The 14,355-nt window shown below is 59.6% G+C and carries 11 protein-coding genes and 3 pseudogenes; 5 read left to right on the top strand and 9 right to left on the bottom strand.

Annotation, left to right across the window (positions count from 1 at the left end):
* Window positions 1-67: 67 nt before the first annotated feature.
* Window positions 68-3,790 carry an autotransporter domain-containing protein gene (locus tag HUK72_RS25990; RefSeq protein WP_176599346.1) on the top strand — a complete coding sequence of 1,241 codons (3,723 nt, stop codon included), beginning with the start codon at window positions 68-70 and terminating at the stop codon, window positions 3,788-3,790.
* 289 nt (window positions 3,791-4,079) lie between these two features.
* On the opposite strand, the gene HUK72_RS27540 is transcribed toward HUK72_RS25990, so the two are convergent.
* A complete protein-coding gene (locus HUK72_RS27540; protein ID WP_255326070.1) occupies window positions 4,080-4,211 on the bottom strand; it encodes a hypothetical protein in 132 nt (43 codons plus the stop codon).
* On the opposite strand from HUK72_RS27540, the pseudogene HUK72_RS25985 reads away from it, so the two are divergent.
* A pseudogene (locus HUK72_RS25985) lies at window positions 4,155-5,112 on the top strand (IS110 family transposase). The gene HUK72_RS27540 and the pseudogene HUK72_RS25985 sit on opposite strands and share 57 nt — an antisense overlap.
* Window positions 5,113-5,739: 627 nt before the next feature.
* Entirely contained in the window at window positions 5,740-7,389 is a 1,650-nt protein-coding gene (locus HUK72_RS25980; protein ID WP_176599483.1) for an IS1634 family transposase, read from the top strand.
* Window positions 7,390-7,511: 122 nt separating this feature from the next.
* Here the strand turns inward: HUK72_RS25980 and HUK72_RS25975 are convergent, their stop codons facing one another.
* Window positions 7,512-7,862 carry a hypothetical protein gene (locus tag HUK72_RS25975; protein WP_176599345.1) on the bottom strand — a complete coding sequence of 117 codons (351 nt, stop codon included), beginning with the start codon at window positions 7,860-7,862 and terminating at the stop codon, window positions 7,512-7,514.
* A 114-nt stretch (window positions 7,863-7,976) separates the two neighbouring features.
* Entirely contained in the window at window positions 7,977-8,237 is a 261-nt protein-coding gene (locus HUK72_RS25970) for a hypothetical protein (protein ID WP_176599344.1), read from the bottom strand.
* 470 nt (window positions 8,238-8,707) lie between these two features.
* On the opposite strand from HUK72_RS25970, the gene HUK72_RS25965 reads away from it, so the two are divergent.
* Window positions 8,708-8,923, top strand: a complete 216-nt coding sequence (locus HUK72_RS25965) for a hypothetical protein (RefSeq protein WP_176599343.1) — start codon at window positions 8,708-8,710, stop codon at window positions 8,921-8,923.
* A 692-nt stretch (window positions 8,924-9,615) separates the two neighbouring features.
* Here the strand turns inward: HUK72_RS25965 and HUK72_RS25960 are convergent.
* From HUK72_RS25960 to HUK72_RS25945, 4 genes are all read right to left on the bottom strand, one after another.
* Complete coding sequence (locus tag HUK72_RS25960) at window positions 9,616-10,512, bottom strand: 3'-5' exonuclease (RefSeq protein ID WP_176599342.1); 897 nt, start codon at window positions 10,510-10,512, stop codon at window positions 9,616-9,618.
* A complete protein-coding gene (locus HUK72_RS25955) occupies window positions 10,505-11,455 on the bottom strand; it encodes a nucleotidyl transferase AbiEii/AbiGii toxin family protein (RefSeq protein WP_176599341.1) in 951 nt (316 codons plus the stop codon). Before HUK72_RS25955 ends, HUK72_RS25960 begins: the two co-directional genes overlap by 8 nt.
* The gene (locus tag HUK72_RS25950) at window positions 11,452-12,393 is read right to left on the bottom strand and encodes a type IV toxin-antitoxin system AbiEi family antitoxin (protein WP_255326027.1); all 942 of its coding nucleotides are present in this window, start codon (window positions 12,391-12,393) and stop codon (window positions 11,452-11,454) included. The genes HUK72_RS25955 and HUK72_RS25950 overlap by 4 nt, the downstream gene beginning before the upstream one ends.
* 289 nt (window positions 12,394-12,682) lie before the next feature.
* Window positions 12,683-12,958 carry a peptidase dimerization domain-containing protein gene (locus tag HUK72_RS25945; RefSeq protein ID WP_176599340.1) on the bottom strand — a complete coding sequence of 92 codons (276 nt, stop codon included), beginning with the start codon at window positions 12,956-12,958 and terminating at the stop codon, window positions 12,683-12,685.
* Between the two features lie 113 nt (window positions 12,959-13,071).
* Here HUK72_RS25945 and HUK72_RS25940 point away from each other — a divergent pair, with 113 nt between their 5' ends.
* The gene (locus HUK72_RS25940) at window positions 13,072-13,746 is read left to right on the top strand and encodes a hypothetical protein (RefSeq protein ID WP_176599339.1); all 675 of its coding nucleotides are present in this window, start codon (window positions 13,072-13,074) and stop codon (window positions 13,744-13,746) included.
* 62 nt (window positions 13,747-13,808) lie between these two features.
* Here the strand turns inward: HUK72_RS25940 and HUK72_RS27750 are convergent.
* Window positions 13,809-13,933: pseudogene (locus HUK72_RS27750) on the bottom strand (IS5/IS1182 family transposase); the annotation flags it as partial.
* A gap of 2 nt (window positions 13,934-13,935) precedes the next feature.
* A pseudogene (locus HUK72_RS25935) lies at window positions 13,936-14,352 on the bottom strand (IS701 family transposase); the annotation flags it as partial.
* Window positions 14,353-14,355: the final 3 nt, after the last annotated feature.

Here is a 14,355-nt window from a genome sequence, read left to right as displayed (position 1 = left end):
AGCGATTGCGTCATTTCATCTCTTCAGGAGGCTGTAAAAATGCCTTCTTAATAAAGGGGTTATGCCGATGCGAGATGAAGGACGGCGCGGAGCGGTGGCGCAATCCGTATCGAAAGCAGGACGACTGGCGAGCGACAGTATCGCGGCGCTGGTTGTCGGTGGATTGATGGTGCTGCCCGACAATGCGGAAGCGCAACCGGCGCTGCGCTTTTGGGATGGCAGCGATCCAGCCGAGCGTGAGAATGGCGTCATCGACGGTGGTTCGGGCGTCTGGAGTGGCGCCGACCCGAGCTGGACCGACAGCAGCGGCACGGTGAATGGTCCGATGCGGCCTGTGCCTGCCTTCACCGTTTTTCAGGGCCAGGCCGGCACGATAACGATCGACGACAGGAACGGGGTGCCGGCGGTCACCGGCATGCATTTTCTAACGGACGGTTATCGCCTTTCCGGCGGGCAACTGAAACTCGATGGCGGCGCCTATACCTCGATTCGTTCAACGGCGGGGGCGACCACGCGGATCGATGCTGAACTGACCGGCAACGGAGGCGCGTTCTTCAATGATTTCGGCACGGTCATTCTGACCGGCGCGAACAGCTATCAAGGCAATATGCGCGTCGATGGCGGCACGGTGATCGGCAACACGGATTCGATCCGCGGCAATCTGGAAAATGGCAGCACCGTCATTTTCGATCAGGATAAGGACGGAATCTTCGCCGGGAGCGTCAGTGGCCTGTTCAGCTTCTGGGGCTTCATGATCAAACGGGGGGAGGGCACGCTTACCCTTGGCAGCAGCAGCAATCTGGACTGGCGCGTGGAGGAAGGCGCTCTGGTGGCCCACGCGGCCGGCTTTGGCGGCAATGTCGAGATCGGTGGGACGGGACGGCTGACCTTCGATGCGGGCGAGGGGTCGGGGGCGGAAACCGTCTATCCCTACGCTCTTTCAGGCAATGGCCGTTTCGACGTCAAGGGAGCCAACATGCTCGTCCTGACCGGCCAGTCCACCTTCTCCGGCCGAACAGAGGTTTCCGACAGCGCGCTGCGGGTCGATGGTGCACTGGGCGGCAAGCTCTATGTTGCCTCGAACGGCATGTTGAGCGGCGGTGGGCAGGTCGGCGCCGTGGAGATCGCCACTGGCGGGCGCTTGACGGGCAGAGCCGGCGCGACACTTCATATGGAAAGTCTTGCACTTGGCGCCGGTTCGATTACCGATGCCACTTTCGGGGCGACGCAAGATCCGGCGCTGTTCGATGTGGCGGGCGACCTGACGCTGGACGGTACGCTGCATGTCGCCAACGGCGCGCCGCTGGGCGAAGGGCTTTATCGGCTCTTCAGCTATGGCGGCAAGCTCACCGACAGGGGGTTGGAGCTCGGGGCGCTGCCACCCGGTCAAGTTGCCGACGGCCTTTCGATCCAGACCGCGACCGTGGGGCAAGTGAATCTTCTTTCCGGCACGGCGGCGCGGCCCTTGCAATTCTGGGACGGCAGCGACCCGGCCCGCTATGGAAATGGCCGGGTGGACGGTGGCCCCGGCGTCTGGCGCAACGGAGCGCTCAGTTGGACCGGGCAGGACGGGATCGTCAACGAGGCCGGAAAGGCCAATGGCTTTGCGATCTTCACCGGCGATAGCGGGCAGGTGCTGATAGACAACGGCGCCGGGGCGGTAAAAACCGATGGATTGCAGTTCGCGACCGGCGGCTATGTCCTGTCGGGAGGCACGCTGACATTGGCGGGAGGGGATCGCACGGTTGTCCGCGTCGGCGCGGGCAGCGTCTGGGATGCCAGCCTGACCGCCGAAATCGCCGCGCCCCTGTCTGGAGCCACGACCTTGGTCAAGCGCGATGCAGGCACGCTCATCCTGTCCGGCACCAACAGCTACACGGGCGATACTGAAGTCGAGGCGGGCACGCTGGTCGGCAATAGCCGTGCGCTTCGCGGCAATGTCCGCAATGCGGCGACAATGGTGTTCGACCAGCGGGACAATGGCAGTTTCTCCGGCGCGATCCGGGCGCTCGATGGAAACGCCGGAACAATGGTGAAAAGGGGCAGCGGCGTGCTGACGCTCACCGGTCTCAGCACGCTCGACTGGCGATTGGAAGAGGGGCGGCTGGCGACCGCCGCGAGCCGCTTTACCGGCAATGCCGACTTGCGGCCGGGCGCGGAACTCCAGTTCGCAGAGACCGGCGCCAGCCACTATTCCGGTCGGATCGGCGGCAGCGGTCGGTTCATCAAGGCGGGCGGCGGCGCATTGACCCTCAGCGGCGATTCCTCCGGCTTTACCGGCAGCACCCAGCTTCAGTTCGGGCGCCTGATCGTGGACGGAAAGCTGGGTGGCCAGATTGCGGTGGAGGCGAACACGCTGCTGGCCGGCCAGGGGACATTAGGGTCCGTCCGGGTCGCTACGGGCGGCAAGATCGCGCCCGGCCCAGGGATCGCAACTCTTCACGTCGAGGGAAATCTGACCTTCGCGCCGGGAAGCCGCTATGAGGTGGAGGTCGATCCATTCGGCACGTCGGCGGATGCGATCATAGTGACCGGCGTTGCGACGCTCGGCGGCACAGTCGCCCATATCGGCGCCAGCGGCATTTACCGGCCGAGTTCTACCTATGTCATTCTGCTCGCAGAGGGCGGAGTGCAGGGCCGGTTCGACGCGGTTACGTCCACCTATGCCTTCCTGACGCCTCAGCTCCGCTACGGCCATGACAGCGTGAGGTTGAGGCTGGATCGCAATGATGTCCGGTTCAGCGATGTCGCCATATCCTCGAACCAGCAGGCGACCGGCGCGGCGCTGGAGAGGATGGCGGCGGGCAGCAAAGTACAGGACGCTGTGTTGATGAGTGACGCCGAGACGGCGCGGAAAGCCTTCGATCAACTGTCCGGTGAATTTCACGCATCGCTGCGTGCCGCGTTGATCCAGAATAGCAGCCTGTCGCGCGATGCGGCGCTGGACCGATTGCGTGGGACGGTTTCGGGCCGTCCGGGGCTGACCTATTGGGGACAGACGCTCGACGCCTGGAGCCATTGGCGCAGCGACGGCAATGCCGCGCGGTTCGACCAAAGTTCGTCGGGCGGACTGATAGGCATTGAGGCTCAGGCATCCGACAGCAGCTTTCGCCTTGGCATGATCGGCGGTCACAACCGTGATCGCATGAGGGGAGAGGGGCTGGCGGATGTGGACAGCTACCATGCCGGGCTCTATGGCGGCGGGACGCTAGGCCGGGTGGCGTTGCGCGGCGGTCTGGCCTTTGCCTGGCAGGATGTCGCGGTCCAGCGTTCCGTGCGCTTTTCCGGTTTTGCGGACGGCGTCGCGACGCGGTATCGCGCAACGACCGCGCAGATGTTCGGGGAGACCGCTTATCGCATCGAGACGGTGGCGGGATCAATCGAACCCTTCGCCAGCATCGCGCATGTGCGGCTGGATGTCGGTCGCGGGCAGGAAAGCGGCGCGTCGGCGGCTCTGCAACTGGAAGCGGATTCCCTGCGCACCAGCTACGCGACCGCAGGCACGCGCGGCGACCTTGATCTCGCCGTAGCAGGCGCTCGGCTCACGGTGCGCGCGTCGGCAGGCTGGCAGCATGTTTTCGGGGATCAACTGCCGGTGGTTCAGGCTGCCCTTGACGGCCAGCGTTTTGCGGTCAGCGGCCTGCCGATCGCACGCGACAGTCTGGTAAGCGAATTGCGGTTGCATGGCGCGATCCGTGACCGGTTGCAGATCAATCTCGGTTATCAGGTCGCAATTGCGCGCAGCGGGCAAAATCATCAGCTTCAGGCCGGCCTGAACTGGCAATTTTGACGTTTTCAAAAGAGTAAAAGGCAGCTTTCCCGAGTCGCTTGCCGCTGATCGGTCGTTCGGGAACGACCAATTCTAGGCTCTGAAAAATGAGAAAGCGGACCGAGCGGACCTCGGAGCAAAAAATTTGCTCTTGATCGTCCTATAAAGGTCGGAAGCGGCTGCTACGTGCCAATTCCGGTCTAAACCGTTTCGGTTGTCGATCTCGAAACCTGATCGGGTGGACGCCCCCCGACGGCATCGATGTGCCAAGGTGGAGGTGTTGAAGCACCACTTGAGGGAGGCGTCCGTGTCAGAGGTTATCACGATCGGTCTGGATATTGCTAAGAATGCTTTTCACGCCCATGGCGCTGATGCGCGCGGCGCGATGGTGTTCAGCCGCAAGCTGACACGCGGCAAGCTGTTGGATTTCTTTACGCGACACCCTCGATGCACAGTGGCACTCGAGGCATGCGGTGGAGCACACCCACTGGGCGCGCGAACTGCAGGCGATGGGGTACAAGGTCCGCCTAATTCCGCCAGCCTACGTGAAGCCGTTTGTGAAGCGGCACAAGAATGATGCGATCGATGCCGAGGCAATATGCGAGGCGGCGCAGCGTCCTGGCATGCGCTTCGTGGCGGTGAAGAGTGAAGAGCAGCAGGCGGCGGGTCTCGTATTCCGCACCCGCGATCTGGCGGTGCGCCAGCGAACTCAACTTATCAATGCAATCCGTGGGCATCTGGCAGAATATGGTTGGGTAGCACCGCGCGGAACGGCGCATATGGCGATGCTTGCAGACCTGCTCGATGAGGAGGAGATGGCATCAAGCCTGCCCGAGGCAGCTCGACCGATGTTCGCGCTCATGGTCGATATGCTCGGGGAACTGGAAAAGCGCATCAGCGTACTCGACCGCGAGATTGCACGCCGCGCGAAAGAAGATGAAGCCCCACGGCGGCTGATGACCATGCCGGGCATTGGCCCGATCGCTGCCACCGCCATCATCGCTCTGGCTCCACCCATCGAGACGTTCACCAAAGGCCGTGACTTTGCCGCCTGGCTCGGACTTGCACCGCGACAGCATTCCACCGGCGGTAAACAGAAGCTCGGCAGCATCTCGAAGATGGGTGAGCGCACCATCAGGCGGCTGCTCATCATCGGCGGGAGCTCGATGGTTCGTAGTGCGTGCCGCCACGGTGCACCGGCTGGTTCATGGTTGGAACGAATGTTGGCGCGCAAGCCCCGCATGCTCGTCTCAGTGGCGCTCGCTAACAAGATGGCACACATGGTGTGGGCGTTGCTGACAAAGAACGAAGATTACAGAGCTCCGGCTGCGGTCACGGCATAAGCTGAGGTCGCGGTCAGAGGCGTCGGGGACGTAGGCGGTCGAAGGAGGGTATGGCACAACAGTCGGCGAGACGGGACCGGAAGAACCAGTGAAATGGCAGAGCGCTATCCAAGCGCGCAAACCTGTAATGGATCCGTCCGTGAACTCCCATACTGGCCCGCAGCTATGGCGCTGCTCATCGAGGCCGGACAGATGACAGCATCCGACTACGTGCGAGCATACCCCGATTTACCGCTTGCATCCGAAGAGGCGTCCACAGATGCTATTCGTGGAAGTCGGACGTCGACTGGACGGACGGGCTGGGCTCGAGACTTGAAGATCTACCGGTGCGCGAAACCCACAGACATGCCCACATTCCTGACAATGGACGTTGTTGCGCGTCATGCCTCAGTAGTGGCCGCTCAGGAGGCGTCGGTCTACGGGCGGGAGTGGCAAGATAGCGCTCGTCGCGAACGCTTAGACCCAACTTGAACAGTCGAATGCGAACGGAAGCGGTACGCCGCGCCATAAGTCGTTGATTTGGCTGGGATCGATTTTGGCGTGAAAAAAGGTGTAGTGCTAAATTCTGCGTATAAATTGACGGTTATTCTTGACTATTGAGCATTTTTTGAGTGCTAATTGGTCGCCATGTTCGTCCGCGAAAAGACCATCAAGGGATATACCTATCTCTACCTTGTAGAGAGTGTCCGCGAGAATGGCCGAGCAAAGCAGCGCATTATCAAGAACCTGGGCCGCAAGGAAGCGGTGTTGGCATCAGGTGAGATGGACCGGCTGGCGGCATCTGTCGGGCGGCACGCCGAACGTACCATGGTGCTCGATGCGATCGAAGCAGGCTCTGCGGATTTCACGCCCTTGCGGATCGGGGGGCCCTTGCTGTTCGGTCGCCTCTGGGAGCGGACCGGGATCCGCGAGGTCATCGATGATCTGCTGGAAGCGCGCGGTTTCGAGTTCGCTGTCGAGCGCGCGGTGCTGGTGGCCACGCTGCACCGGCTGTTCGTCTCGGGCTCGGATCGCGATTGTGTCAGCTGGATGGGCGATTACGACATTCCCGGCAACGCCGATCTCGCACTCCATCACTTCTACCGTGCCATGGCCTGGCTCGGCGAGGAACTGCCCGATCACGAGCAAGCCGATGCCACGCCTTTTGCACCGCGCACCGTGAAGGATGTCATAGAGGAAAAGCTGTTCGACCGCCGGCGCGACCTCTTCACGGATCTCAGCCTCGTATTCATGGATACAACCTCGCTGTCCTTCTATGGTGAGGGAGGCGAAACGCTGGGCGCGCGTGGTCATTCGAAGGACTATCGCCCTGACCTCAAGCAAATGATCGTGGCGCTCGTCATCGACACCGAGGGGCGGCCGATCTGCACAGAGATGATGCCGGGCAATACCGCCGACGTGGCCGTGCTGGTGCCCATCATCGACCGGCTGCGCTCGCGCTTTGGTATCGGCCGGGTTTGCGTGGTCGCCGATCGGGGCATGATCTCGGCTGCCACCATCACCGCGCTCGAGGAGCGTGGGCTTGAATATATCCTCGGTGCGCGGGAGCGCAGCAGCGCGATCGTGCGCGATGTCGTGCTCAATGACGACACGCCCTTTACCCCGCTTGCCATCGACCGGCAGCGCGGGGAGACCCAACTGTTCATCAAGGAAGTCCGGGTCGACAAGCAGCGCTACATTGTCTGTCGCAACGAGGCTGAAGCAGCCAGGGACAAGGCGGAGCGCCAGCAGATCATCGCCGGCCTCGAAGCGCAACTGAAGAAGGGCGACAAGGCGCTGGTCGGAAACTCCGCCTACCGCCGTTATCTGCGCGCCACGGGCAAGAAGGCGTTCGAGATCGATGTCGGCAAGCTGGCCGAGGAAGCCCGCTATGACGGCATCTTCGTGCTACGCACCAATGCGAAGATCACCCCCCTGCAGGCGGTGTTGCGCTATCGCGACCTCCTCCAGGTGGAAACATTGTTCCGCCAGGCCAAGGCAACGCTCGATACCCGCCCCATTTACCACAGCTCGGACGCTGCCATCCGCGGCCATGTGTTCTGCTCGTTCCTCGCACTTGTGCTACAGAAGGAGCTCGCGCGCGACTGTGAAGCGGCAAACATCAAGCCGGAATGGCAACCGCTGCTGCGCGATCTCGACCGCCTCCAGGTCGCAACGCTGACCAAGGACGGCAAGTCCATTATCGTGCGGACACCCGTCTCCGGTCAGGTGGGCAGCATCTTCAAGGCCGCCGGTGTCGCGCTGCCGCCCAATATCCGCGATCTCGCCGCCGCCTGATATAGGCACGGCCAACCTCCCAAAACGTGGTGCTAACAAAGCTGCGCACGCGTGCATCTCATTGTTATAACGAGATCTTTCTGAACCTACTGTTCAAGTGGGGCTTGAATAGCGAACTTCGCTCACGGGTTAATCGCGGCAGCTTCTTTATCAAGAGCTTTGGCCCGGTCACGTGCCGCATCGCGTAACTGAGCTGCCTTCGCTTCGAGGTCCTCGGCCTCAACATCGGCTTGCCGCTGGTAGTTTTCTCCCTCGGCCTCCAGCGCTGCTGCAGAAGCCTGCCTGGCTTTCCGAGCGGCATTATTTGCTCGATCCTGTACCTTACCTGCTCTTTCTGCAGGGCCGGAACCCTCATAAGCTACGCCCGATGCGTTAGCAGCAGCCTCATCTCGCCTTTCTCCCGCCTGCTCTGCGGGGCCTTCGCATCCCGCCAACCAGAGCAAAGGAAAAAAAGCAAGAAATAAGCCCTTCAACGGACGGTGGCTTTCGCAGGGGGCAGGTCTAAATGCTTCCGGGTAAGGTCGCGATCTGATCATACTGAATTCCGTCGATACTGATGCCGGGCGCGCAGCGCAGGTGACGTTCGCCTAGCAACGACCGCCCTCATTTTCCCAATCGTCGAGAGCGCAGGTAAGTTCATTATTCCGTGCAGCGCTCCACCGTTGTGAAGCATTTTCTCCTTCTGTGAGCTTCGCCTCTCGCTGAATATGGGTGGCTAGCCAAATCCTGGCAGCGACGATTTTCTCAAAGCCGTGAATTGATCCGGCGTAAGCGATCCGTGCCACTGCGCCGACGATGTCGTCCACCCAATCAACAGTCCTTGCTTTGACTTTGTTCATAGTGATCATGGGCGTAACTCCCGTCAGGCAAGCGGGAGTGGCCAAGTCTCTCTGTCACAGGACGCTTGCGGTCGAAATCGAGTGATAGGTAACTATATCATATACGGGTGGGATAGCCGACTTAAATAGGCTTCCCAGTCAATGAATATGCGCGGCCGCGCATATCATTTCAGATACGAAACATTTACATGCCCACGAAGTCTCCCCACCCCAGTGCAATATTATGACAATGATTTTGATCTTGCTCGTGACTATCAATAATCATCAGTAAAAAATAAAATTATCAAGCCGGGAATATCTGATTCTATTATGTAAATAATTTTCATCTTTGGATAATAATGGATTACCAATAAAGAAGAAAATTAATTAATTATCTTGAGGTAATTATGATATACAGGCCGTATCGCACGAAAGTTCCTGCAGGCGCTCGTTTCGACTGAGAGATTCATATACTCTCGCTTGCTGGCCGGAGACGTCTCATGGAAGATCTCAATCATTTGCTGAAGCGGGAGCAGGAAGAAATCATGCGCGCCAAAGCATCAGCCTGTGGCGTCACCCGTCAAGTTCACGAGGGACTTGCCCATAGCTATGCCCAGCGGATTCAAAATCACCGACTCCCCTATCGTTCTGTCGCAATCAGCGGCCATCGTTCTTTCGATCCCAATCCTTTTGGAGGGGGAGGTAGGCAGTCATGACCCGCGTAGTGAATATCGACACATCCGAGACCGCAATAAAATCGCTATGTAAGCGGCAATCCATTCGTATTTCGACGATTGAGCCGCTTCTGTCTGGAGGCACACGAGTCGTCCTGGCAGATCCAGCAGATGCCGATACCGTGCGTGAACTGATGAGGGACAAGCTGCTCAGCGGAACGACGAAGCGGTCTTCATCTTATGTATTGCGTCGGCCTATCCGATGGCACTGATGATTCATACCGGTCCATTCGGACATCCAGAGCCAACCGACCGTTCCGGACGAAAAGGTTCAACGATTGGACGTTGCTACCATGACCAGAATTAGAAAAGTCAGTCGAATTGTCACCGGCCCATATGGAGCCATCGGGAAAGCCAAAAGCGTACACATCAATGGATTTCAAATCGTGGACGCTGCTGGAGATATCACGCCGTACGGGTTCGCAACGGGCTGGCACTATGCGACTGGGGCAAGCAACAGTCTACAGGCATAAAGGAGAAAAATTTGAGCTTACTGGACGATATCGCTCCATGTCACGCTTTCATGTAATCTCTCGACCGTAGGAATGTCGCAAATTGGTGAAATGACTACTTCGACCTAATACCTTACCATTAGGTTTTCTTAAACTTCTCTTGGCAGCTTTCCTGAACCATTTATCGCCGAGCCGCCATTCGGGAAACGGCCATTCTTGGCGTTAGCAGCGATCTGAATATCTGTTGTACGCATCCATCTTGTGAACCAGCAGATCAACTTCCCGCAGGTAGATTTCCTTGCGCAGATATTCGATTTCCGCCTCGCGTTGGACCTCTTCGACATCGATATACCAGGCGCGCGGGTTCGGGTTGTTCTCGCCATTCCATCGGTAGCCGCGTGATTTCAGTATGTCCTTGAGATCGAAAAGCGCGCCCTCGGCCCAGATCCGCCAACTCGGTTGCCGTGCGCGCTCTAGCAGGCGCGCCATGCCGGTAATGCCAGACCTTGGGAGAGGCGTTGCCAGCAGCTCGATGGCGGCGAGACAGTCATTCTCGGCACGGTGGCGGTCGTAGAAAAAGCCCGCACCCAACGCGAGATACGCAAGCTTGGTCCCTTCATGACCTTCGTTCGACCAATCCACCTGCGTCATCGAGCAGGCCCATGGCTTGGTAATGAATGTCTCGCTCAGCCGCTCGACAAACTTCCGGTCGAATTCGGCATTATGGGCAATAACCAAAGCGGCTGCGCTCGCGAAGGATGCAACTTCCGCAGGATCGATGCGCTGACCTGCGACCATTTCGTCGGTAATGCCGGTGATCGCCGTTATTGCGGAAGAGATCGGCGCAGAGGGTTCCTGGAAATGCTGGTACGATGGACGTATTTCAAAAATGCGGCCATCCAGCCCATAGGTGAAGGGTACCATCGCCAGTTCGATGATTTCGTCTTTCTTGGGATCGAGCCCAGTTGTTTCCACGTCAACGAACAGACCAAGTCTCGTCGGCGTGCCATCAGGCGCCGTGATGACCGTGCGCCTGTCCAGCCGGCGCTGCACTTTGTAGCGGCCGCTGGCGACGAGCTGTACCGCAAGCGCTTCAAGGTCAGTCGTCGTGTCATGCATTCGACATACCCTCTGCGCTGGTCGGGCCTGACCCAAGGCAGCTTTCGAGCGCCTGTAGCTGTTCTGCGAACTTGACCGGATTTTCGCGCTGGAGTCGTTCGAGATTGACGGCCTTCCAGCGTAACGCCGGAAGCTCTGCAATCCCGGGGTCGAAGCCAGCCGCGTTCCAGTCCGGGGTAAGCCTGTGAAACGAAATAAGGAACTTGCGCATGGCCGGCTGGAGTGCGCGTGCGTGGATTTCCTGCACGAGGCGCTCGCGCGCATCCAGAAGCGCATCGAGCGGGAGGTCGGCGACGGTCATGCCGATAAACTCGGCCCCATATTGCTCACTGATGTTGAGCCGGTGAGGGCAGAGCAGTTCGTGCGCGGGGCGCGGATGGCTGACGAGATAGACCAGGAACGCTTGGAACAGTTCGTCGCTGATGCCCCCGTTCGCAAAGAGGAAATGGATGTCGAAGAGGTCGCGCGGGTGCTGGCGGTCGAGCGCGGCGGCGATCTTCCCTGCGTAAAGGTCGGCGTCGGATACCAGTTGCATCTCTGCAAAGCCGAAACGCTCCTCAACGGCCGGAGACACCGCGCGAACCACAGGCGGGAAGACTGTGCCACGCAGCACTGGAGAAACCTCGATTTTGATCATGACGCGGTCTGATTGAACGATCAGGCGCTTCCCGTCAGGTAGCAGCCGACGCTCGACGGTCATGTGTCCGCTGCGCTCGAGACGCGATGCTATGCGTTCGAGGCCTTCGCGGACGGAAGCCAGCGATGTCGCGCGATCGGCGATCGGAAGATAGACGAGGTCGATATCCACTGACAGGCGTGGGAGATCCCGGATGAACAGGTTGATGGCGGTGCCGCCCTTCAACGCAAACATCTCCTCACGCGCGATCTCGGGGATGGCCCGCACCAACAGGCTGACCTGATCAGCGTAGCGCTGAGCGGTCATTGCACTGAGTCCGCTGGCTTTTCGGCAAAGCTCTGCGGGACGGTGATCTGGTATTGGGGGTCCAATCGTCCGCCGGGCACGAGTTGGCGTTTGCCCCGGCCCAGATCGATGTTCCGGCGATCAATATGCTTGACCCAGCTATGATCATGACGATCGGCAAAGAAAAGGAAGAGGCGCTTCGCCCTGATGCTGGCGCAACCTTCGAGAAGTGCGGTGACGAGCCGTGGTCGCAGGGTCGTCAGACCCTGAAAAATCGTGTCAGCATGTTCGAAGCCAACGCCCTGAGGGACATCATCGACCAACTCAACTGCGGCGCGTTCGGCGCCCGCGACGCGCAGGAAATAGTCCCAGGGTTCGTTGGCGTCTGGCGAGGGCATCGCGACGCCCAACCGCTCCGTGCCAAGATCGAACCGGCGCCATTCCAGGCCAGCCAGTGGATCGCTGAACAAGGCGCGTTTATGCATGACGAGGGTCGCGTCTGTCGTAAGCCTCAATAGCCAGGACGGAGCCGTGCCTTGGGGATCGTAAAGGTGGACCGAGCGCTCTCCGCCAAGGCGGGCATAATGTCCTTGGCCCAGCAACTCGAGCGCCGTCAGACCGCCGACATGGAACGTCGATGTTGCAGTTCTCTGGGCCGACATTACAGCCATGTCCCAGCGAGGAGGCTTCGCTGCGCTAGCGGCAGTCGGCCGGCGATAAACGCGAGGCGCTACACGTTCGAGCCAGCCGCGTTGTACATAGTCATGGATCGATGTCCGGGAGATTCCCTGCGCCTTCAGCCATGCGGCATCAACCAGCGGTCCAGCCGGCAGGCTGGTTAGAAGGCGCTGAAGAGGTTGCCGATTTTGTTCGCTCATAGCGAACATTTCTATAGAAAAATAAACTGAAAGCAAGAGACGGTTTATGGATTGTTCGATATGTTCGCGCATGGCGAACATATTCTGACTTCTGCGAACTGCGGGGAGGAATAATCCCTCGCCATACGAAGGTCGCACTCGTTGAAAGCCGAAATTTGCCAAGACTTACCCTCCGATCAGAGGCTCAGGGGGGCTGTCGCTTCACGGCCTTGGACTTCCAATTATCATACCCGCCAGCTCCAATTTTCCAAGGTTGATGTGGGATCGTGATGATCGCGTGAGATGCAGATGACGGACACCGGGGGAGATCCTGCTGCCGATCGATTGGGAGCGATGATGTTGCGAGGCATTGCTCACCTTCGACGATGGGCTAGCCTAGTGTCTTGAACTTACCAGTTAGCACTGGGAGACCGCAGAATCGGAGACGCCAGACTCCTGTTGGGGGATAGCGTCGGGCAAGGCGAGAGAAGAAGGCGCGGGTGGTGTCGTTCAGCATCATTGGGAATTCAAGGTCGCGGATGCGGACGAGTGCGTCGGCCAGTTCGTAAATCGCATTGTCACGCACCGGAGCCGAACTGTGGCCTCCGGGATTGGTCGCTTCGATGCGGAAATTGGTCGCGGCCTTTTCACCGACATGCAGGCTCATGCGCTGCACTTTGCCATGGCCGCGCAATCTACCACGAAGGTTGGTTGGCCTCGGTCACACCAGTGAGGATGCCTTGGGAAATAGCCCCTTGGCGACCGTTCGACCCGGCTGCGATGCACTGGGAACTCTACGATCTCAACGCCGACTTCAGTCAATCGACAGATGTCGCCACGCAGTACCCCGGAAAGCTGCGCGAACTGCAGGCCATGTTCGATCGGGAAGCTTATCGCAATCAGGTCTATCCGCTTATTCCTCAGGGCGGACGTCCGCCGTGGGCGGAGGTCTCGCGGGACGTCTTCACCTACACCATGCCGGTCAACCGCGTTCCATCTGCGCAGGCACCCAATATCCTGAACCGCTCATTCGAGATCGCCGCCAAGGTCGACATCCCGACCAGCGGCGGCGATGGCGTGCTTGTTGCCCAGGGTGGCCGCTTCGGCGGTTATTCGCTATTTATCAGGAACGGGATACCAACGTTCGCCTACAATATGCTTGGCTTGGAGACGACGGAAATCAAGGGCGCTGTGTCGTTGACCCCGGGTCAGCATGACATCAATCTGCGCTTTCGCTACGATGGCGGCGGAGCCGGAAAGGCTGGGTCAGCCGACCTGTTGGCTGACGGAATCCAGGTCGGTGAGGGTCGCATCCCCCGCACGATCCCAATGATCATTTCGCTAAGCGAGACCTTCGACGTCGGATCGGACACCGGCACACCGGTTTCTGCGGAATATGGAACGCCCTTCGCTTTCAAGGGCCATCTGATACAGTTGTCCGTCCAGCCCGAATGATTATGCTGGGCGCTGCATGAGGGGCCGCGCCCGGAGCTGTTATGCACCTGCCGGATTGTGGTAGCCTGTTTCATCATGATGCGGGCGATGGCGGCGACATGCAGTCCGGCGAGAGTTTGGACGTAACGCTCATAGTCTTTGACGAGTCGGGGGAACGAGTAGCCCGTGCGAATGAGCGCTCGACGACCTAGTGGCGTGGCGGTGCCAGCCATGCCATGATCGCGTTTCGTTGTGGTCAAGGCCGAGTTCGTTCTTGGCGGTTTCGAAGCCGTCTTCGATTGCCCAGCGATGGCCTTCGACGGACACAAGCGCCTGGATGTCTGTCCCGGCGGGACACCAGGTTGTGAAGAAAGCGAGATCGCCGTCGCTGATATTGCGGCGGATCAGAAGACCGCGGGTCCAAAGGCCCGATTTCGTCTCATCATATTCATCGGCTTCGAGATCGGCGAGTTCACAGTAAGCCCAGTCATGAAGCCGTGCGCCCTTGGTCCCCTCGCCAGCGGACAAGCGCTGCCACGCATGAGGCGCAAGGTCACGCGCGATTTCTTCCGCCGTGCCTGCAACCGGGGGCTTTCCTGCCCATGAGCCGAAATGGTGATCGGATTTACC

This window comes from Sphingobium sp. 15-1 (assembly GCF_013375535.1).
GTDB lineage: Bacteria > Pseudomonadota > Alphaproteobacteria > Sphingomonadales > Sphingomonadaceae > Sphingobium > Sphingobium aromaticivastans.
This window is presented reverse-complemented; position numbering and strand designations above follow the sequence as displayed.

What these genes read in the sequence shown, in the direction of transcription:
- HUK72_RS25990 (WP_176599346.1), top strand. Translation starts at nt 68, where the DNA reads ATGCGAGATGAAGGACGGCGCGGAGCGGTGGCGCAATCCGTATCGAAA.
- HUK72_RS25980 (WP_176599483.1), top strand. Translation starts at nt 5,740, where the DNA reads ATGTTCGTCCGCGAAAAGACCATCAAGGGATATACCTATCTCTACCTT.
- HUK72_RS25970 (WP_176599344.1), bottom strand. Translation starts at nt 8,237, where the DNA reads ATGATCACTATGAACAAAGTCAAAGCAAGGACTGTTGATTGGGTGGAC.
- HUK72_RS25965 (WP_176599343.1), top strand. Translation starts at nt 8,708, where the DNA reads ATGGAAGATCTCAATCATTTGCTGAAGCGGGAGCAGGAAGAAATCATG.
- HUK72_RS25960 (WP_176599342.1), bottom strand. Translation starts at nt 10,512, where the DNA reads ATGCATGACACGACGACTGACCTTGAAGCGCTTGCGGTACAGCTCGTC.
- HUK72_RS25955 (WP_176599341.1), bottom strand. Translation starts at nt 11,455, where the DNA reads ATGACCGCTCAGCGCTACGCTGATCAGGTCAGCCTGTTGGTGCGGGCC.
- HUK72_RS25950 (WP_255326027.1), bottom strand. Translation starts at nt 12,393, where the DNA reads ATGTTCGCCATGCGCGAACATATCGAACAATCCATAAACCGTCTCTTG.
- HUK72_RS25945 (WP_176599340.1), bottom strand. Translation starts at nt 12,958, where the DNA reads ATGAGCCTGCATGTCGGTGAAAAGGCCGCGACCAATTTCCGCATCGAA.
- HUK72_RS25940 (WP_176599339.1), top strand. Translation starts at nt 13,072, where the DNA reads ATGCACTGGGAACTCTACGATCTCAACGCCGACTTCAGTCAATCGACA.